Here is an 18,926-nt window from a genome sequence, read left to right on the forward strand (position 1 = left end):
GCCTCCTCCACCCGCGCAAAGTCCGGACCCCCCCACCCGCGGAGATGCGGATCCCCCCACACGCGCGACTGCGCCTTTACGCCGGTTGAGGGATGGCGCAGCGATCGTCTCGAAACCCCACGTCCTCCCTGTGGATAACGAAAACCGGAGGCGGCGCTACCTGTGAAGCTCTCGTCATGGCATTCGTGTACATTCTCCGTTGCTCCGACGGTTCGTATTACGTGGGCAGCACACGAAACCTGGACAGCCGAATCGACCAGCACGCGTCCGGGCGCGGAGCCGTGTACACGAGAAGTCGGCTGCCTGTTGAGCTGGCCTTCGCCGAAGAGTTCGGCAACGTGGGTGACGCGTTCGAACGCGAGAAACAGATTCAAGGATGGTCGCGCAAGAAGCGCGAGGCGTTGATCGCGGGCGACTATGACGCGTTGGTTCCGGCCAGCCGTCGCCATTCGCGATACGAACGGCTGCCGGGGCCGCCAGTCGACGGGTGACTGCGCGGTGTGGGCTTCGAGTCGATACCTCGCCCCACGGAATCCCTCAACCGGCAGAAATTGTTTGCCGCAGTGGCGAGCTGGTCACCCTCGAACACGCCGACGGTTCCGCCTGGGATGGCGAGCGCATCCGCGAGGGCCTCGATCTGGCAATTGTCTGTGGCCCTCCCGGGGCGGCGGGCGGTTTGCGCTCGAGGCCGGAATCTCTGGGCTTTACTCGCAGGCCGCCAGTTGGAATCTGACCGACTGGTCCGCAGTTTGTGCGTTGTACGAGCGACTCGTCGAGATCTGGCCGGTGCCGTCGGCAGCGGAGCCGGCCTTTGAGTCCGACCCCGCTTCACCGCTTGCCTTCGAAGCGCTCTCGAATCGCGTCGGTGAGCTGAGCGTCAGGCCCAGGGGTTCGAAACACGGGAGAATGGACAGGTGCGAACCGAACCTGTTGACGCCCCCGACCGCGACATCATCGACCAGCTGCGTATCGATGGTCGGCAGTCCTTCGGCGAGATCAGCCGCGCGATCGGCCTCAGTGAGGCGAATGTGCGCCAGCGCTACAACCGGCTGCTGGCCCTCGGCATCGTGCAGGTGGTGGGAATGTCGGACGCCCCGAAGCTCGGCGAGGTCGAGGCGCACCTCTCGTTGCGCATTCGCGGGGTAACCGTCGAATCCGTTGCCCACAAGCTTGCGGCCCATCCCGAGGTGAAGTTCATCGGCGCCTGTATCGGCTCATTCGATCTGTCGGTCGATTTGAAATGCGACGACATCCAGCACCTGTCGAATTTTGTGCACGAAACCGTGCGGCGCATCCGGGGGATCGAACACCTCGAGACGACCACCATCCTGGAGGTGTTGAAAGACACGTACCTGTGGGAAGGCTTCAGAGAACCGCAGGCGTTGAAACCGACCGACTGAATCACCGCCCAGGCAGACGCCTTCCGCGCTGAGGGGTCCGAGGTACGAGGATCGTCTCGAAACCGCGGCGCGCCCGCCCCGCGGGTTGAGGGATCGTGAGGAACGAGCGATCGTCTCGAAACCGCGGCGCGCCCGCCCCGCGGGTTGAGGGATCCGAGGTACGAGGATCGTCTCGAAACCGCGGCGCGTCCGCCCCGCGGGTTGAGGGATCCGAGGTACGAGGATCGTCTCGAAACCCACCCATCCGCGACATTCAAAGTCGCTCGTGCGGGCTTCGAGACGGTCGTTGCGCGACCCCTCAGCCAACGTAGGTGGTCGCTGCGCGCCCCTCAGCCAACGTAGACGGTCGCTGCGCTACTCCTTGGCCGGCGTGGCCGCCTGGCCGGCCCGCCCGGCCAGCCCCATCCACGAGTAGTCCTTGTACAGCTCGGTCAGGATGAACTGCTCGATGGTCGCCACCCCCGGCACCCGGCGAACATCATCGAGAAGCGACACCAGCTGGTCGAGGTCGCGGCAGGTCGCCTCCAGGTAGATGTCCTGCGCGCCGGTCGCCAGGGCCACATGGTTGATCATCGGCATGGCCGTCAACGCGCGAGCGACCTGGCGCGGCGAATGGTCTCTGACCGAGATCAGAAACCGTACTGACTGGTGCCCGAGCGTCAGCGGGTTGCACAGGGCCACGATGCGAAGAATGCCGGATTCTGTCAATTTCGCTATGCGTGACCGCACGGTCGCCTCGCTGACCTCCAGTTCGGCGGCCATGGTGGTGTTGCGGCGGCGCCCGTCGCGCTCCAGCATCGCGATGAGACGGCGATCTATCTCGTCGACCATAGTTCCTTTCACGTCGACGCTCGCGCAGTCTCAACTCAGCTGCGGCTGTGCTCCAAAGCCATGGCCAAGGTTGCGGCGATCATCGCCGCGTTGTCTTCGGCGGGTTCACCGTTCGGCATGAGCAGAACGTCTTCATAGCCAATTCTAGTTTCAACCCCGTCTTCGATTGCGGCCTGGATGACCGGCCACGTCGTCTGGTCGTAGCCGTGGTAGAGCAGCGGCGCGGTGACGCCGTTCTCCCGCAGGTGCGCGGCGATGGTGCGGCAGGCGGCGACGGCAACATCGGGGTCTTCGTCTTCGGGTTCGATGAGAATACGCACGTTCTGGTGCAACGTTGATGAGGCGAGCAGCGCCGGCACATCGTCCATCGACCAGACGGCGCTCTCGAGCACCATGCCCTTCTCCAGGATGAGTTCGGCCGTCTCGGCTGCACCTTCCTCGCTGTATGCGACTGAGGCGAAGTCGGGCAGCGCGTCTTCGGGCCAGGCCGCGACGAGGCGCATGCGCTCCTCGTGGCCCGAGCAGGTCCAGAGGCCCGTCGTCGTGCCGATGATCACCTGTGGGTTGGCCGCACGCACGGCGCGCACCATCTCGCCGATGTCGTCGGGGTGAATGGTCTGGCCGCCGTCGGCGGTGCGGGCGTGCGCGTGCACGATGTTGGCGCCGCTGACGAACGCCTGGGCGGAGTCGCGGGCGATCTGCTCGACCGTGACCGGCACCCCCGGGTTCTCGTCACGGGTGCGGCCGCCGTTGATGGCTGCTTTGAGAAACATGATTGCAAAGTCCTTTGTGCTGGTGTGCTGATGTTCTGTTGTGGATCTGAGGTGCGCGGCTGGCCGCCGCTTGGTGGATGGCGGGCAGCTCGGTGTCTGAAGCTGCAAATTAGAGATCGGATGGCCGCAGTGAGTGCCTGGGTTCAGGCCGGCGTGCCCGCGGCGGCGACAAACGACATGATCGTCTCGGTGGCGCCGGTCTCGTCGCCCAGCCGGGCGCCCGCCCGGAGAGCGGCGACCAGGTCGGGCTCCTCCGCGTCGTCTTCGAGCGCCGTGTGGATGATGGCTTCGACGGTGGCGACGGGGGCGAAGAACACCCCGTTGGCGTCGGCGAGCACAACGTCACCCGGCTGCACGACGACGCCGCCGCAGACGACCGGTACGTTCATTCCGCCCGCGTCGAAGTCGAGCAGTTTGGTGGTGAGCACGCTTCGGCCGCGCGCATACACCGGAATGGCGTGCTCGGCGATCTCGTCGACGTCGGTGACCACGCCGTCGACGATGATGCCGCGGGCGCCGCGAATCGCAGCCCCGGCGGCGATGACCAGACCAACCGGCGCGTGCCGCACATCTCCCCCGGTGTCGATGACGAGCACGTCACCAGGTTCGAGGTAGCCGACCGCGTGGTGCAGCATGTTCGAGTCTGTGGCGGTGGTGCGCACGGTGATCGCGCGGCCAACCACGCGGCCGCGGCCGACCTGGCGGCTCACACCGAAGTCGGCGAAGCCCTCCTCGAGGTAGTGCCCGAGGGTGGGGAACGAGACGCGTTCCAGCTTTTCCAGCAGGTCGGCGGGCAGCGCCTCGGGCTGGTCGCCAAGGATGATCGACATGGTTACTCCTTCACCGCGTAGGTCAGTGCCAGGCGACGGTTCTTCAGGGACGGGAGAATGGCGCGCACCTGTTCGGTGCGTTCCGGGGTGACATCGACGACGGCGACTCCGGGCTGCTCGCCCAGGTTGGCCCGTTCGACGCCCATCGGGTCGACGATCATGCTCAACCCGACGCAGTCGTCAGAGACGGTGCCGGCAGCGATCACCCAGGCAGTGTTCTCGATGGCGCGGGCGCGCACCAGGGTTGTCCAGTGGTCTTCCTTGCGGGCGCCGGCAACCCAGGCGGCGGAGACGGTGAGAATCTCGGCGCCCTGGTCGATGAGGTAGCGGGCCTGCTCCGGAAAGCGCACTTCGTAGCAGTTGATCAGCCCGACCTTGACCCCGGCGAGTTCGACGACCGGCGGCAGCTCGCCTCCGGGGGTGACGTAATCCGACTCCTTGTAGGTGAAGGCGTCGTAGAGGTGCAGCTTGTGGTAACGCGACTTGATGGTGCCGTCGTTGTCGATGGCGAGCAGCGTGTTGTGGGGGCGCTCGGAACTGCTCGGCTCGTAGCCGCCGATCACGATGGCCAGGTCAAGGAGGCGGGCGAGATCGGTGATGAAGGTCTCGAACGGCAACCATTCCCGTTCCACGATCGCCGCCATGGGCTCGGTGAATTCTCCGGCGAGCAGCATGGCTTCTTCGGGAAAGACGATCAGGCGCGCACCGTCGGCGGCTGCCTGTTCGGCCAGATGGGTGATCTCCTGGCGGTTGTTCTCGATATCGATCGTGGGCCGAGACTGGGCGACGGCGATTTTCACGGTTGCTTCCTTTTCATTCGGGCGATGCTTCGGGGCTGAAGGCTTCTGGGCGGGTGGGACCGCACCACGCCGGCCGGGCCGTGCGGGGCAGCTGGTTGGTGTTGGGCGTTGCGGGGGTCGTGCGGGGCTGCGGAGCTTCTACTCGGCGAGCACGCGGGCGTCTTTTTCGGCCCAGGAGACGAAGATGCTGTCCCCGGTGCGAAGGGCCCCGAGTTCGGGACCGAGCTGGGTGCTCGGCACGGTGGTGAACACGTGGGCGTCGCTTCCGAGCCGGATGCCGTAGCGCCATTCGTGGCCGAGGTAGACGGCCTCGGTCAAGGTGCCGGTGGTCGACCAGCCGGTGGCCGGTGCGCTCGCGCTCACCGACATGCGCTCGGGCCGCACCGCGACGGAGACATGGCTTCCCACGGGTTCGGCGGCGCCGACTTCGACGGCCGGAACCTCTCCAATGCCGGCAACGGTCGGGGCATTGCCCGGGCCGGCGCTGATCGCCGGGATGATGTTGCAGCTTCCGATGAACGAGGCCACGAACTCGGTGGCCGGGGCATCGTAGATCTCCTGCGGGGAACCAATCTGCAGCAGGCGCCCCTTCCACATCACCGCGATGCGGTCGGACATGCTCAGCGCTTCCTCCTGGTCGTGGGTGACGTAGATGAAGGTGATGCCGACGTCACGCTGCATGCGCTTGAGTTCGATCTGCATCTCCTTGCGCAGCTGCTGGTCGAGGGCGCCGAGCGGTTCGTCGAGCAGCACGACGGCCGGCCGGCTGACCACGGCACGGGCCAGGGCCACGCGCTGGCGTTGCCCGCCGGACAGTTGGTCGGTCTTGCGTTCGCCCAGGTCGCCGAGGCGCACCAGGTCGAGCGCGTCCTGCACCCGCCGGGTGATGTCCTTCTTCGGTTCGCGTCGCACCCGCAGCTCGAAAGCGACGTTCTCGAACACGGTCAGGTGCGGAAACAGGGCGTAGCTCTGGAAGAGCATGTTCAGGTCCCGTTTGCGGGTGGGGAGGCCGTCGACCGACGACCCCGCCAACTCAATGCTGCCGTCGGTCGGTGTTTCAAAACCGGTGATCATGCGCATCAGCGTGGTCTTGCCGCAGCCCGACGGTCCGAGAATCGAGAAGAACTCGTTCTGGCGGATGTCGAGGTCGAGCGGCTGCACGACCATGTTGTCGCCGAAGGTCTTCGTGATGCCGGTCAGCCGCACGGCAGGGGTCTCCCCCTGGCCGGCGCGGCTGTCTGCCATCAGCGAATCCGGCATTGCAGTTTGAGTTGACGAGGTCATGGTCGGTTCCTTAGGAGGCCTTCACGCGGGTCCAGCCGTCCTGGTAGAAGCGCATGGCCTCACCCGGGTCGACGATGAACTCACTCTTTTCGAGCTGGTCTTCCGGCGCGAACACGGCCGGGTTGTCGAGCATTGTCTTGTCGGTGATGAGGTCGTTCGCGGCGACGTTGGCCGTCGACATGTAGTCCTCGTTGGTGGCGATCGCGGCAACCTCTGGGCGCAGCATGAAGTTCATCCACTTGTAGGCCGCGTCGGTGTGCGGCGCGTCGGCCACGATGGCGAAGTTGTCAACCCAGAGCGTGCCGCCCTCCTTGGGCAGAACGTAGTGCACGTCGTCGTGGGTGGCGACGGCTTCAGCCACGCTCGATCCGCCCCAGGCCTCGGCGATGCACGCGTCGCCGGAGACAACCAGCTCGTCGTAGTTGGTCGAGTTGTAGCCGGCCAGCAGCTTCTTCTGCTCGATCAGCGACTCGGTGGCTTTCGCAACCTCCGCCTCGTCCAGGCTGTTCGCGCTGAACCCGTTGATCTGCAGGCCGGCGATGTAGGCGGCGAGCATGTTGTCGAGCATGTAGATCTTGCCCTTGTACTTCTCGTCGAACATCGAGGACCAGCTGGTGATCTCCTCGCCGCCGGTGCAGGTCGAGTTGTACATCAGGCCGGTGGTTCCCCACACCCACGGGATGCTGTATTTGTTGCCCGGGTCGAAGGACGGGTCACGGAACTTGTCCATGAGGTTGTCCATGCCCTCGATCTTGTCGTAGTCGATCTCGGCGAGCAGGTTCTGGCCGACGGCGAGCTGCACCGCGTACTGGCTGGGCTCTACGACGTCGTATCCGCTGCCTCCGGCCGCGAGCTTGGAGATCATGGTCTCGTTGCTGTCGAAAGTGTCGACGGTGACCTTGATGCCGGTCTCCTCCTCGAACATCTTGACCATGCTGTCTGGAACTTCACCGGCCCAGGCGTACACGTTCAGCTCGGTCGAGTCTTTCGAGCCTGTGTCGCTGCCGCTTGCGCAGCCGGTGAGGACAAGGGCTGTGGCTGCTGCCACGGCGACAAGTGCCTGTCGTTTCATCAGTATTACCTTTCGGTTGTAGCGGTTTGGAGTGAAATGGTGTCGGGGGCGGCATCCGGCGCCTGGTCCTTCTCCTCGGCGCCGACGAGGATGCGGCGCATCTGCTGCAGCCCGACCGCGAAGATGATGACCAGGGTGAGCAGGATGAGCAGGGCGCCCAGCGCGTTGATCTCCGGGGTGATGCCGGTCTTGAGCATGCTGTAGATGCGCAGCGGCATGGTCGTGGTGCCAACGCCGCTGGTGAAGGTGGAGATGACGATGTTGCTGAACGAGGTGGTGAAGCTCAGCAGGAACGATGCGAGCATCGCCGAGCGGGTGAGCGGGAACAGCACGCGGGTGAATGTTTGCCACGGCGTGCACCCGAGATCGGTGGCGGCCTCGGGCAGGCTCGGGTCGAGCGAGCTGAGGGAGCCCATCATGATGAGCGTGGTGAGCGGCAGTGCCACGATCAGGTGGCCGAGCACCAGGGTGACGACGCCGAGTTTGATTCCGCTCGAACCGAACACGGTCAAAAGCGCCACGCCCAGGACGATCTCGGGGATGATCAGCGGCAGCACGATGGCGCCGAGGAAGAACGCGCGCCCCTTGAACCGGTAGCGGGTCAGCGCGAGCGCCGACAGGAATCCGATCGCGGTGGCGAGGCCGGCCGCGAAGATGCCGACGATCAGGCTGGTCTGCAGGGTCTTCAGCAGCGGGCCGTCGCCGAAAAGTTCGACGTACCAGCGCAGGCTCAACCCCTCCCAGCTGCTGGTGCGCGGTGAGGCGTTGAAGGAGTAGACGACGACCGCGACGATCGGCACGTACAGGAAGACGAGCACCAGTTTGGTGACCCAGCCGAGAAACCTATCCATCACGCACTCCTCTTCCGCGCCTTGAGCAGCAGCGCGCCGATCGCGATCGACAGGAGCATCAGCACCAGCAGCACCATCGAGAGCGCGGCGCCCATCGGCTGGTTGCGAAACTCGGTGTACAGGGTGACGATCAGGTTGCCGACGAGCAGTTCTTTGCCGCCGCCGAGCAGCACGGGGATGACGAAGACGCCGAGGGTGGGCACGAAGGTGAGCAGGGCGGCACCGATGATGCCGGGGGTGCTGAGCGGGGCGATCACGCGGGCGTGAGTCTGCCACCAGCCGCAGCCGAGGTCGGTCGCCGCTTCTTTCAGAGACGGGTCGATGCCGCGCATGGAGGCGTAGATCGGAAAGACGGCGGTGGGGAGAAACGCGTAGATCAGCGCGAGCATGACGGCGGTCTGGCTGGGCACCAGCGGGTCGAGCGGGATTCCGAGAAGGTGGGCGAACCAGAGGATGGGGCCGCCGTTGCCAAGCAGGGTGATCCAGGCGAAGGTGCGCACCAAGAAGTCGGTCCAGAACGGAACGATCAGCAGCAGCAGCAGCAGCGACTGGCGCTGAGGCGACTGGGCCACGATGTAATTGGAGACGATGTAGCCGATGATCAGGCAGAGCACGGTGTTGATCGCGGCGATGCCGAGGCTGTAGCCCATCGTCTTGGCGTAGACCGGGTCGAAGAGCGCGAGGTAGGACTCGAACGTGAAGCCGCCGGTGACCGCGCCGTACTGGTCGCTGGTGGCGAAGCTGTTGCGCCCGACCAGCACCATCGGCCAGACTGCCAGCAGCAGCACCGAGAGCAGCCCCGGGGTCAGCAGCAGCCAGGCATAGCCATTCTGGATGCGCGGCTTGCGGCGTGGTTTCACCACCGTCGCCGGCTTCGCTGTTTGCGCTGCCGTAGTCACCATTTAAAACACCCCACTCGGTCCATTGGTTCAATCCAAGGGCATCCATCTGAGCAAGTGCGCAATTCGTGGTTCGAAACCAGCAGGATCGAGTTGGAGCTTTGATGCGAATCGCACCGGTCTTATCGGGCGGGCTTGGTTCTGCGCTGTTCACATGGTTGTTCTCGGGGCGCCTCAGGGCGATCGGCGGTGCCGAAGCAGGCGATCTTCCGAGGAAAGAGTGCGGATTTCGGTCTCGGCTGCACGTTCCCGCTCACGAGATCGTGAATCGAACTCTGACCACAATCAAAAAATGGTGCTGCCCCGAGAGCGAACTCTCGGGGCAGCACTTTTCAAAGCAGGATTCGAGTGAGCTTAGCCTTCCCCGAGGGCGTAGGTGTTGTCCTCCTTGTACTGGAAGATCTCGATGTTGGCCTCCGTGATGTCCCCGTTGTCTCCGAACGATATCGGCCCGGATGCATCGTCATAGTCGACGACGCCCCCATCACGAATGATCTTTGCCGCGTCGACGAAGGAGTTGGCCTTGGTCCCGTCTCCGGAGCCACCGGAAACCTCTTGCAGCTTCGACGCCATCCCGTTTCCAGTGGTGTCGTTTCGGTCGGGCTGCAGTCGTGCGCCGGCATCTTCATCAGGTCTCAAGTGAGCAAGCAGGGCCGCAGAGCCGCACGTCGCTCTGACGCGCGAGGATCACGGTCTGGCCTGGTCACGCCACGGAATGACCGCCTACGTGAGGCCGACCATGGCGGCCGAGCGCCCCCACAGTTCTTCAGCCAGACCAGCGTCATCTGCCAGGGCGTGCGTCTTGTCCGGCAGACGGTTGGTGAAGTACTCCCCGGTCGGGTAATCCGAACCCGGTGTCCCGTCGGCGAGGAAGACAAGCGTGTCGGCGCCGTCTTCGGTTGATTTCAGGAACATGTTCGCGAGCCGCGACCGATAGATGAGGCCCATTCCGGATCCGGCCTCGCTCGAGAAGCCGGAGGCGATCACGCCCGGGTGGAACGCGGTCGAGGTCACGCCGTCGCCGGCGTACCGCCGGTCGAGTTCTCTGGTGAACAGGATCTGCGCCAGTTTCGCGTTGCCGTACGCCTCTCTCGGGCGGTAGCGCTCAGCCGCATCAAGGTCCTCGATGCGGAAACGAGAGAACATGCGGCTCGCGCGGCTGGACGTGTTGATCACCGTGCCGCCCGAGGCGGTGAGCACCGGCAGAAGCAGGTTGGTGAGCAGAAACGGCGCGAGATAGTTCACCTGCAAGGTCATCTCGTGGCCGTCCGCGGTGAGGGTTCGCTGCTTGCCGAAGATGCCACCGGCGTTGTTCGCCAGAACATCGATGTGCGGGTAGCGGATGCTCAGGTCGGCGGCCAGCGCTCGCACGGACGAGAGTTCTGAGAAGTCGGCCAGCAGGTGATCCGTGTGCAGCTCATCAGCGACGGCCGCGGTCTTCGTCGGCGAGCGACCTACCACGACCACCTGATGTCCTTTGCCCGACAGCTCGCGCGCCGCAGCTCGCCCGATGCCGTCGCTTGCGCCGGTGATGACGATCACCTTGCCTGCCACTGTGCCCTCCTCGCGATGCCACGTTCCAGCCTAACGGCCACAGCGCGTGCGAGGTCCAGCGCCCCGATCATGCAGGATCCCCTATCTATCTCGACGTCGACGGCACGAGCAGACTCTTTGACGGCCGCCGGCTTCGCTGCCCACGTAAGGGTCTCGGGATCGAACCGAGACCGCCGCCAAACGAGAGTGCTGCCCCGAGAGCGAACTCTCGGGGCAGCACTGTTCAATGAGGGGTTCGAACGTGCTTACCCTTCCCAGAGTGCATACGTGTTGTCGTCCTTGTACTGGAAGATCTCGATGTTGGCTTCGGTGATGTCCCCGTTGTCTCCGAACGAGATCGGCCCGGATGCACCGTCATAGTCGACGACGCCCCCATCACGAATAATTTTTGCCGCGTCGACGAAGGAGTTGGCCTTGGTGCCGCCGCCGGAGCCACCGGAAACCTCTTGCAGCTTCGACGCCATCCCGTTTCCAGTGGTGTCGTTCGCCGCGAGCGCCGCCAGCGCGATCACCACGACGGCATCGTAGGATTCCGCCGCGTACGCGAAGTCGGTCAGGCTCGGATCGAGCTCGAGCAGTCGGTCATTGAATCCGGTGTCAACCAGGGGGCTCCCCTTGGTGCCTTTCGCTCCGGTGAGCAGCCCCGGCGCCAGTTCCGCGCTGTAGTCGGCGAGGTTTGCATCCACGAAGTACAAGTTCTCACTCGGGAATCCACCAGAGACAAGTTTGGGAACGATGATCTTGACCTGCTCGAACGTGATCAACGCGATCGCGTCCGGCTTTGCGGCGGTGACTTCAGAGATCTGCGCGTCGAAGCTTGAATCGCCTTCGTTGAAGAGAGCTTGGCTGACGACCTTGCCTCCTGCAGCCTCGAAGTTCTCCTTCACGACCTCGGCCAGGCTGGTTCCGAACGGGTCGTTGAGCACGACCATTCCGAGGGTGCTGTGACCGTCGGCCGCGATCGTTGTGCCCAGCACCTCGCCCTGCAGCACGTCAGACGGAGCTGTGCGCCAAAGCAGACCCTTGTCCGGGTAGTCGGAGAGCTTCGGCGACGATGCGGCCGGCGACATCATGAGTACGCCGGCGTCGGCCACGCGGTCGATCAGCGAAAGCGTCAAGCCCGAGCTCGCCGTGCCGACGATCGCGGTCGCGCCGTCGCCCAGCAGGTCGGTGAGGGCGATGTTGCTCGTGTCGGTGGTGGTGTCTCCCGAGTCGCGGTAGGCGACATCAATGGTGATGCCCATATCCGCTTCGTTGATGTCTTTCACCGCGAGTGCGACGCCAGCTTCCTGGGCGGGGCCTTGGAAGGCCAACCCTCCACTCTGCGGAAGGAGGGTGCCGATCTTCAGGGTCAGATCGGCGGCAGGGCTTGCGCTGCTGCCTTGGCTCGGCGCCTGGCCCGCAGGGGCATCGGCGCTGGTGCAGCCGCTCAGTGCGAGTGCGGTCGCTGCGAGAAGCGCGACTCCTCCCACAAGGGTTCGGGCGCGACGTTGACGCCGTGGCAATCGTGTGTCTCCGAGCATGTCTCTCCTTTGAAACGCTGGAAGGTGCGACCGACCAGCTATCGAGTTGTTTTCACTATATGAAAGTGAGCTTTCACTTATGGGTCAACTCTACGTTAGCATCGAATCATTCGGCCACACGGGGGAATCCATGGAAGCACCACAGCAGGCGTTGAGCAAGAATGTGCAGTCTTCGGCTCACCGGGCCCTCGCCGCGCTTGAGATCATTTGCGCGTCTGCGAAGCCGGTCACCCTGGTGGAGCTTGCCGATCAGTTGGGTGCGCCAAAGGCAACGGCGTACCGTTCGGCGGAGACTCTGGTGTCTTCCGGATTCATCAAGGCCGCCGGCGAGGGAAAGCCCGGCTATGAAGCGACCTGGCGCGTTGTGGAGCTATCAACGACGATCTTGGGCCGAAGCGAGCTTCGCAATATCGCTCAGCCGCTCCTTCGCGGCCTGGCCGAAGGTCATGGGGAATCGGTGACCCTGGCCGTGCCCGATGGAGCAGAAGTGCTGTTCGTTGATCGCATCACCGGGAATCGCCACGTGGAGTTCTACTGTGACGTGGGTCGCAGGTTGCCTCTGCATGTGGGCGCGGCATCCCGGGCCATATTGGCGCACTTTCCAAGCGCGCTGTTCGATCAGTACGTAGGGGGAACCCTGCCCTCCTTCACCCCGTCGACCTTGACAACGGCGAAGAAACTGCGGGCAGACCGAGACCTGACCCGCGCGCGCGGCTTCGCAATCAGCCAGGAGGATGTCGAAGTGGGCATCAGCGCGGTGGCGGCTCCGATCGTGAACAAGCAAGGCGATATTCTGGGGGCAGCCGCAATCGCGAACCTCAGTGCGCGCTGGAGCGAGGGTGACATTGAAGAGCGCGGCGCCGAAATTGCTCGAACCTGCCAGGAGATCGGCGAACGATGCGAACAGCTGACGCAGCAACTGGGACCGTTGACGTGACAGTGCTCCCCTCATCCGTGGATGCCACCAGCCGCATCTATGCGTTGCACCCGGACCAGCCGCTGGTGACCGGCATTCGCAGAGGACAGCCGTTCACGTTTGCCACCCTTGATGCTTCTGGGAATCAGATCACCGAGCAACTCGGCTTGAGCGCGGTGCAGAAGGGCCGGTTGTTCCCGGTGAACGGCCCGTTCGAGATCGAGGGGGTCACGCCCGGCACGGCGGTCGGAATAACGATCCACTCGGTGGTGCCGGCCGCGATCGGGCACACCTGGACCCGCAAAGAGCTCGGCATTGCAGCCCCCGTCGACTTTCATGTGCGCGAACTGGATTCGATGCATCCGGTGATCGACTGGGGTGACGGCCCCAGGATCACCGTTCCGTCGAAGGTCCACATCGGCACGATCGGGCTACTCCCTGATAACCCCACTGAGCCGCGGCGCCTCGGGCGATACGGCGGAAACATGGACTTCGCCGTGATCGCCGAGGGAGCCACCGTCTGGCTCACCGCGCAAGTGCAGGGTGGCGGCCTCTTCGTCGGAGACGTGCACGCCTCGATTGGTGACGCCGAGGTGTGTGGATCAGGGATCGAGGTGGCCGCCGATATCACGCTCTCAGTCGAGACCTGCTCCGAATGGGCGCCTGTTCTCCCCACTGTCGTGTCCAACGGTCGCGCGTGGATCATCGTTGACGGTGACACCTTCGAAGAGGCGCTGCACTTAGGGGTGGAGACGTGCACGCGTCTGCTGTCCGATGCCTGGGGCATGTCGGTTCCGGATGCCTACCTCGCCGTCGGTCTGCTCCTCGAAACCCGCATCTGCCAGGTGGTGAACTCCCGCCTGAGTCTCGCCCTGTCCCTGGCCGGTGGGGCAGACAGCGCCTTCCTGCCGGAGGATTTGCTGAAGTAGCGCGACCGGCTGTTCGGTTCTTCTACCGGCATCTTTTTTCGTCGTGTTGACCTCATTCTTGAGAACCATAAACGCTCTCTGCCCGGCCTTACCTCCTACTGCTCCAACGCGAGCGTCGACTTACACCGCGGATAACGTCGGCAACCCAGAAACGGCCCGCGCTTGCTCGAGCGCCTGACCATGAAGCCGCGCGCACATTTCGGGCACACGATCGACTCCAGCTCCTCACCGATTGCATTGGTACGGATGACACCGTGGTCACGGATCAGTTCCATCACGAATCGCGACTCGCGCTTCTCGACCGTGACGAGCAACACTGCCCGCCGTGCACGCGTCATAGCTACATAAAACAGGCGCCGTTCCTCCGCCTTCGGAAAATCCTCCGCTCCGGGCATCGCCAACCGGAGCACGGGATCGTTCGGGATCGTGCTCGGGAACCCGGAGGTGCCCGACACCATCCCGGGGATCACAACGTAGTCGGCCTCTGCACCCTTCGATGCATGGACCGTCATGAACTTCACCTCCAGCTCGTCGGCAAACTCTCGCCCATTCGGCACGTGCTCGCTCTGGAACCAGTACCGACCGAGCACGAGCACCGACAGCTTCCTTTCCCGCGCGCGCGGCATCTCGCCGCTGACCACCTGGCGGTGCAAGGCCGACAAGCGGTGTCGGATGGCCGCTTTCACCGCGTTGTCGGCCGCCACACTCATCACCTCGACGGTCGGCGTGAATTCCGCAGCGGTAGACACCACACACTTGCTGATCTGGCCGGGGTTCTCCAGCACGAACTTGCTGGAGACATCCGCGATCGACTGGGGAAAACGGAACGTGCGCTCCAGCCTCAGCAGGTCACCGGGTCCGAACCAGTCGGTGAAGCCGGTCATCACCTGCAGGTCAGCGCCGGCGAACCGGTTGATCGACTGCCAGTCATCACCCACCGCGAACAGGTGCCCCCCGGGCCGGGCCACCAACGCCCGCGCCAGCCGGGCGCGGGCGCGACTGGCATCCTGAAATTCGTCGACCATCACCAGCTCGTAGGGGCTCTCCCACTCCCCGGCCTCCAGATGGTCGGCCGCCAGGTTGAGCATGTCTTCGAAATCGATGTGGCCCTCGGCGGCCAGTGCAGCCTCCCACTCAGCCCGGATCGCAGTGAACAGGCGCAGGAAGGCCGTGTCACGGTATCGCACCTGTCCCTCCGCCTGCGCGTGCAGGTGTTCAGAAAGTTGTTCGTCGCTGAGCCGGTTGCTCTTGGCGTGGGTCAGGAAGCTGCGGAACGTTTGCAGCAACCGTGCGTTCTCGGCGGGCTTGTGGTCAGCGACCATGCGCTCGGGGTTCGGCTGCAGTCGGATGCCTCGGGCGGTCAGTTCGTCTGCCAGGTTCGGCAATGCGGTGCCGCTCCACAGCTCTGCCATTGTCGTCTCCAACAGGGTCGTGCCGTTCTGCTGGTGGGTGGCGCGCTTCCAACGCATCCCGTCCTGGTAGCCGACGAATTCTTCAGGAGCCTCTCCGTTCGCGTTCACCGCCCAATGTTCGTGGTAGGCGTTGATGGTCGGGTAATAGAAGTCGGGGTGATACTGCCCGAAGTCCGCACTGGCGGTGTCAATTTCGTACGGTCTTTCGTACTCGTAGTCAACGCCGTTGAAGTAGAGCCAGTCGGCGATCATGCGCTCGCCGGCACTTTTCACCACCTCTCCCTGCGCGGTGCGGTGGATGGGTGGGCCACTGTCACTGTCGTCGGTTTCGGTGTCGGGATAGTCGCGGGCAAGCACAGCGCGAAAGAAGTCCCACTGGGAGCGGAAGTCAGGGTCGGTGACGCGCAGCTTTTCGACGATGCGCCCCAGTCCGTCGATGTCGCCGCCGTCAAGCCACGGCGCCAACGATGGTTTTCGACCGGTTGCCTGTCCGATGACGTTCAGACCGAACGCATGGAAGGTTTGCGCGGTCACCTGAGCGGCGTCGAGCCCGAGTGGGGTCAGTCGTTCGTGGATTCGCTGTTGCAACTCTTTCGCTGCCGCATTGTTGAACGCCAGCAGCAGAATCTTCTCAGGGGCGATCAGGCTTCGGCGCATGGCGTAGCCCGCCTTCGCCACCATCGTCGACGTTTTACCGGAACCCGCCGCCGCCACCACGAGAACTCGATTCTCGAAATTGACGACTGCGCGTGCCTGTTCCGGGGTGAGCGGAGACCTCTCAACCGCATTGAAGAAGTCGTGGTGCTGGACCAGTTGGTCGGCGAGGTGCCGCTCGTTGCGGCTGATGATGAGCTCCACAAGTTCCGTGCGCCAGGCTCGAATGGTCTGGTCGCCCAGCGGGTGGGCCGCGATATGTGATTGCAGGTCCGGTTCTGCGATCAGGGCAGCGAGGCCGATCGCCTCTTTGGCGTCGGCCCACGCCTGCGCAAATTCCCGGGTGAGCCAACCCCTGGTCGTGAGCTCTTTGGATACCTGGATCTCCAGCTCCTGTTCCCACAGTTGGAGATCCGCTGCGGCCGAGTCGAACCGGACTTGGAGCTCGTGCACACGTTGACGGTGTCGCAGATCTGCCTGGGCCGCCCCGATGACTCGTGCCAGGTTTTTGGCGCGGCGTCGGGGAAGGCCGCGGAGACGAACCGTGCGCTCTGGAAGTGGGATCTCAACGGTGGGCCAGACAAACCCGCCACCTACTTTGACATCGCCGAGGAGGTCGAGGTGGGTCTGAAACGGTTGAACGGCGGCCGACAGGGTGAGCTGTTCGCCGTCGAGCTCCAGTTCCCACTCACCGGTTCGTGCGATTCGATTGCCCAGGGATGACGGCCGCCAGCGCGCGCTCATGCTGGCCGGACGCGCTCTCGTCGTTGAGGTCAAAATCATAGAGATCTTGTTTGTTTCCGTAAGTACTTCTGCCGAGTCGCTACCGTCTCCGCCGGCGTCGAGTGGGCATCATCCAGGACACGGCGACCAGCAGGAGAATAGTGACGAAGATCGCAATCGTGATTGGGCTCGCAATGACCGAGTCCCAGAGCATGCCCAGCCCCATGGCGAACCCGTCCACCGCGGGAGCATACGTATTGTCTTCCGTGCCCTGAACCCTATCCGTCTCGCTCCAGCCGCTAGGGTCGACCGGGCCTAATGACACCTACTTTGGGGCGGATGTAAACAACTGTCCTGACGAGAAAGCAGTAGCCCGCGCAGTTAAGCAAGTATTACTTTTAAGTTATACTGGTGGCAATGGTCTAGATGACAGTAGACAGCTAGCAAACAAGGCAGGCGGTGCAGTGATGAGTGCGAAACGGAGCCCAGCGGCTCAACTTGTCCGCAACGCGCGAGTTGCGAGCGGACTCACCCAGAAGGAGTTCGCCAACCGAGCCAATACGAGCCAGGTCGAGGTTTCTGACTACGAGCGCGGTGTGCGTTCACCAAACTACGCCACCTTCGACCGCCTGCTCCGTGCAGCGGGCCAGAGGATCATCGCAGTACCGGGAACCAGGAACGACTCCAGCGATACCGCCGAAGCGATCGGCGACGCTCTGGAGCACCACAACCCGGAGGCCGCCTTTCGGCACCTGCTTGATTACTCTGACGGCCTGAGCGAGAACGAGGGTGTTGATCGGGTACTGCTGGCGGTCGCGAAGCCGGCGAAGACCGGCTCGCCGCTCTGGGATGCAGCGGTCGCTGCTGTCTCTGATTATTGGCTGAGCAGGGACAAGCTCCCCCTCCCCCACTGGATTGACCCAGTGAACCTCAAGCTCCCGGAGCCCACGGCGCTCCTTCCGGCCGTCAACAGATACGGTCTCGCTCCTGATGTTGACGATGTCGCCGAGGAATTCAGAAAATACAACGTATTGCTGGCGACTGCGACTTTGGCCAGTGTGTAGTGGCGCACTTGCTCGAGCTTAATGACCTACTGAACGGCTTGAAGGAGCTTGTTCACCGCGCTGAAGTTGCGGGGATTCGCGGGGCATCCATCCGCATCATCGGTGGGGCTGCATTGCGGATCGCCCACTTTCACCGGGAAGCGACCGTCGACATCGACGCTCGCATCAAACCGTGGGATGAGCTGGAGCCAATAGTGCGGGTGATAGCCGCGGAGCACTCATGGCCAGAAAACTGGTTGAATACCAACGCTTCACAGTTCATCCCCCATCTCGGGAAGACGGTCGAGTGGGTCCCGTTATATGAGACCGAAGCCGTCGTCGTTTCCGTAGCTGCCGCAGACGCGATGTTAGCGATGAAGCTGCTGGCATTGGGCCGAAGACGCGGCCGAGACGCGGCCGATGTTGCACAATTGCTCGTCCTCAACAAGATCACGTCGGTTGAAGCGGCTGAGCAGCTATTCGAGGAATTCTACCCTGGTGACGCACTCGATGACGAAGCGATCCGGGCCCTCGAGCACATCTTTGAGGTCGGGCTGCCTGACAATCCGTCACAGGAACCCGACCAGGGGCCAGACGGTCCCCGAACCTAGCACGCCCAGTTCCACGACGACATCCAGCTTCGACAGTTCGGTCAGGGTTGACGGGCATTCGCCCGTTTGTTCCGGCATGCTTCTCCTCAGGGAAGATAATGCCCGAGAATCTGGGCAGTCGTGAGGATCAAATTGCAGCGCCTCTTCTCGTAGATCGGGAGCAACTCCGTCTCTCCGGCGCGGGTGTGGATCGCACCGACCGCGTCGACAATCGCGATCGGTTCGAGATGTGCTGAACTCCCGCTTGAGCCTTGCCTTGTCCTTGGCCGGTGGCTCAAACAGGGCGTTCTTGCCGAAGGATTTGCTGAAGTAGAGCGACCGGCCTTCGCGACCCAGATCGCCTTGCCGCGGTGATGCTTCGTGTTGATCGTGAACACCGCACCGGGGCCGCCAAGCTCGGCAGTGGTGAGGGATCGAGCGGGTCACAAATTTGAGTGCGTAACAGGGTTCCATGTTGGGTCAGCAGTGTTGGCCGCGAGACGCTTGGCGTCGCTGAGGGCTATGGGGCTCTCGCGGCCAGGCCGACCACTGTGACCCGCCGGGAGAAGATACGAGATTCGCGTCGTCGGAAAAGGCCGAAGACGCGTGCGCGTGTGTGAGTAGGGTTGCGACGACGGGATGTTTACTGAATATTGGCTTCCAAGGGAGCCACGTGTGGTGCGGGTCAGCGCCGCCTCCCCAAACCATGGATCGCGTCGTTCAGAGCCACGATTGGCGTGGTTGAGAGCCACCTGAAAAGCTCCTTCCACCATGTGATGGCCACGTGGTGGAAGGAGTACGGGTAATGGTACGGAAGATCAAGGCGAAACTTGTCTTGCAGC

At 63.6% G+C, this 18,926-nt stretch carries 19 protein-coding genes; 6 read left to right on the top strand and 13 right to left on the bottom strand.

Going from position 1 to position 18,926, the window contains the following annotated elements; translation table 11 throughout:
* The first annotated feature begins 176 nt into the window (after positions 1-176).
* Both DL891_RS13205 and DL891_RS13210 read left to right on the top strand, forming a co-directional pair.
* On the top strand, positions 177-491 hold the full coding sequence (locus tag DL891_RS13205) for a GIY-YIG nuclease family protein (protein WP_111720889.1): 315 nt from the start codon (positions 177-179) through the stop codon (positions 489-491).
* A 423-nt stretch (positions 492-914) separates the two neighbouring features.
* Positions 915-1,400 (top strand): Lrp/AsnC family transcriptional regulator, encoded by a 486-nt coding sequence (locus DL891_RS13210; RefSeq protein ID WP_111720890.1) that lies wholly within the window; start codon positions 915-917, stop codon positions 1,398-1,400.
* A 354-nt stretch (positions 1,401-1,754) separates the two neighbouring features.
* On the opposite strand, the gene DL891_RS13215 is transcribed toward DL891_RS13210, so the two are convergent.
* The 11 genes from DL891_RS13215 to DL891_RS13265 all read right to left on the bottom strand — a co-directional run bounded on the left by DL891_RS13215 (position 1,755) and on the right by DL891_RS13265 (position 11,817).
* Positions 1,755-2,231 (bottom strand): Lrp/AsnC family transcriptional regulator, encoded by a 477-nt coding sequence (locus DL891_RS13215; RefSeq protein WP_111720891.1) that lies wholly within the window; start codon positions 2,229-2,231, stop codon positions 1,755-1,757.
* 35 nt (positions 2,232-2,266) lie between these two features.
* Entirely contained in the window at positions 2,267-3,004 is a 738-nt protein-coding gene (locus DL891_RS13220; RefSeq protein WP_111720892.1) for a 3-keto-5-aminohexanoate cleavage protein, read from the bottom strand.
* A 143-nt stretch (positions 3,005-3,147) separates the two neighbouring features.
* A complete protein-coding gene (locus tag DL891_RS13225) occupies positions 3,148-3,834 on the bottom strand; it encodes an RraA family protein (protein WP_111720893.1) in 687 nt (228 codons plus the stop codon).
* A 2-nt stretch (positions 3,835-3,836) separates the two neighbouring features.
* On the bottom strand, positions 3,837-4,634 hold the full coding sequence (locus tag DL891_RS13230) for a carbon-nitrogen hydrolase family protein (protein ID WP_111720894.1): 798 nt from the start codon (positions 4,632-4,634) through the stop codon (positions 3,837-3,839).
* 138 nt (positions 4,635-4,772) lie between these two features.
* Positions 4,773-5,918 (bottom strand): ABC transporter ATP-binding protein, encoded by a 1,146-nt coding sequence (locus DL891_RS13235; RefSeq protein ID WP_232819168.1) that lies wholly within the window; start codon positions 5,916-5,918, stop codon positions 4,773-4,775.
* A gap of 10 nt (positions 5,919-5,928) precedes the next feature.
* Positions 5,929-6,990, bottom strand: a complete 1,062-nt coding sequence (locus tag DL891_RS13240; RefSeq protein WP_111720896.1) for a PotD/PotF family extracellular solute-binding protein — start codon at positions 6,988-6,990, stop codon at positions 5,929-5,931.
* A 5-nt stretch (positions 6,991-6,995) separates the two neighbouring features.
* Complete coding sequence (locus DL891_RS13245) at positions 6,996-7,841, bottom strand: ABC transporter permease (RefSeq protein ID WP_111720897.1); 846 nt, start codon at positions 7,839-7,841, stop codon at positions 6,996-6,998.
* Complete coding sequence (locus tag DL891_RS13250; protein ID WP_111720898.1) at positions 7,841-8,743, bottom strand: ABC transporter permease; 903 nt, start codon at positions 8,741-8,743, stop codon at positions 7,841-7,843. Before DL891_RS13250 ends, DL891_RS13245 begins: the two co-directional genes overlap by 1 nt.
* Before the next feature lie 351 nt (positions 8,744-9,094).
* A complete protein-coding gene (locus tag DL891_RS13255; RefSeq protein WP_157962504.1) occupies positions 9,095-9,379 on the bottom strand; it encodes a hypothetical protein in 285 nt (94 codons plus the stop codon).
* An 84-nt stretch (positions 9,380-9,463) separates the two neighbouring features.
* On the bottom strand, positions 9,464-10,294 hold the full coding sequence (locus DL891_RS13260) for an SDR family NAD(P)-dependent oxidoreductase (RefSeq protein WP_111720900.1): 831 nt from the start codon (positions 10,292-10,294) through the stop codon (positions 9,464-9,466).
* Between the two features lie 245 nt (positions 10,295-10,539).
* Positions 10,540-11,817, bottom strand: coding sequence for an ABC transporter substrate-binding protein (locus DL891_RS13265; RefSeq protein ID WP_111720901.1), 1,278 nt, complete (start codon positions 11,815-11,817; stop codon positions 10,540-10,542).
* Positions 11,818-11,947: 130 nt separating this feature from the next.
* Here DL891_RS13265 and DL891_RS13270 point away from each other — a divergent pair, with 130 nt between their 5' ends.
* A complete protein-coding gene (locus tag DL891_RS13270) occupies positions 11,948-12,754 on the top strand; it encodes an IclR family transcriptional regulator (protein WP_198668897.1) in 807 nt (268 codons plus the stop codon).
* A complete protein-coding gene (locus DL891_RS13275; RefSeq protein WP_111720902.1) occupies positions 12,715-13,662 on the top strand; it encodes an acetamidase/formamidase family protein in 948 nt (315 codons plus the stop codon). The genes DL891_RS13270 and DL891_RS13275 overlap by 40 nt, the downstream gene beginning before the upstream one ends.
* Before the next feature lie 95 nt (positions 13,663-13,757).
* On the opposite strand, the gene DL891_RS13280 is transcribed toward DL891_RS13275, so the two are convergent.
* Positions 13,758-16,511, bottom strand: a complete 2,754-nt coding sequence (locus DL891_RS13280; protein ID WP_111720903.1) for a UvrD-helicase domain-containing protein — start codon at positions 16,509-16,511, stop codon at positions 13,758-13,760.
* A gap of 40 nt (positions 16,512-16,551) precedes the next feature.
* Positions 16,552-16,692, bottom strand: coding sequence for a hypothetical protein (locus DL891_RS17145; protein ID WP_157962506.1), 141 nt, complete (start codon positions 16,690-16,692; stop codon positions 16,552-16,554).
* 226 nt (positions 16,693-16,918) lie between these two features.
* On the opposite strand from DL891_RS17145, the gene DL891_RS13285 reads away from it, so the two are divergent.
* Together DL891_RS13285 and DL891_RS13290 are read left to right on the top strand one after the other, a co-directional pair.
* A complete protein-coding gene (locus DL891_RS13285) occupies positions 16,919-17,515 on the top strand; it encodes a helix-turn-helix domain-containing protein (protein ID WP_111720904.1) in 597 nt (198 codons plus the stop codon).
* A gap of 38 nt (positions 17,516-17,553) precedes the next feature.
* On the top strand, positions 17,554-18,105 hold the full coding sequence (locus tag DL891_RS13290) for a nucleotidyl transferase AbiEii/AbiGii toxin family protein (protein ID WP_157962507.1): 552 nt from the start codon (positions 17,554-17,556) through the stop codon (positions 18,103-18,105).
* Positions 18,106-18,926 lie beyond the last annotated feature (821 nt).

It is taken from the genome of Homoserinimonas sp. OAct 916 (assembly GCF_003260275.1).
Lineage (GTDB): Bacteria > Actinomycetota > Actinomycetes > Actinomycetales > Microbacteriaceae > OACT-916.

Coding starts and splice junctions, on each gene's coding strand:
- DL891_RS13205 (WP_111720889.1), top strand. CDS start 177: ATGGCATTCGTGTACATTCTCCGTTGCTCCGACGGTTCGTATTACGTG.
- DL891_RS13215 (WP_111720891.1), bottom strand. CDS start 2,231: ATGGTCGACGAGATAGATCGCCGTCTCATCGCGATGCTGGAGCGCGAC.
- DL891_RS13220 (WP_111720892.1), bottom strand. CDS start 3,004: ATGTTTCTCAAAGCAGCCATCAACGGCGGCCGCACCCGTGACGAGAAC.
- DL891_RS13225 (WP_111720893.1), bottom strand. CDS start 3,834: ATGTCGATCATCCTTGGCGACCAGCCCGAGGCGCTGCCCGCCGACCTG.
- DL891_RS13235 (WP_232819168.1), bottom strand. CDS start 5,918: ATGACCTCGTCAACTCAAACTGCAATGCCGGATTCGCTGATGGCAGAC.
- DL891_RS13240 (WP_111720896.1), bottom strand. CDS start 6,990: ATGAAACGACAGGCACTTGTCGCCGTGGCAGCAGCCACAGCCCTTGTC.
- DL891_RS13245 (WP_111720897.1), bottom strand. CDS start 7,841: ATGGATAGGTTTCTCGGCTGGGTCACCAAACTGGTGCTCGTCTTCCTG.
- DL891_RS13250 (WP_111720898.1), bottom strand. CDS start 8,743: ATGGTGACTACGGCAGCGCAAACAGCGAAGCCGGCGACGGTGGTGAAA.
- DL891_RS13265 (WP_111720901.1), bottom strand. CDS start 11,817: ATGCTCGGAGACACACGATTGCCACGGCGTCAACGTCGCGCCCGAACC.
- DL891_RS13270 (WP_198668897.1), top strand. CDS start 11,948: ATGGAAGCACCACAGCAGGCGTTGAGCAAGAATGTGCAGTCTTCGGCT.
- DL891_RS13275 (WP_111720902.1), top strand. CDS start 12,715: ATGCGAACAGCTGACGCAGCAACTGGGACCGTTGACGTGACAGTGCTC.
- DL891_RS13280 (WP_111720903.1), bottom strand. CDS start 16,511: ATGATTTTGACCTCAACGACGAGAGCGCGTCCGGCCAGCATGAGCGCG.
- DL891_RS13285 (WP_111720904.1), top strand. CDS start 16,919: ATGAGTGCGAAACGGAGCCCAGCGGCTCAACTTGTCCGCAACGCGCGA.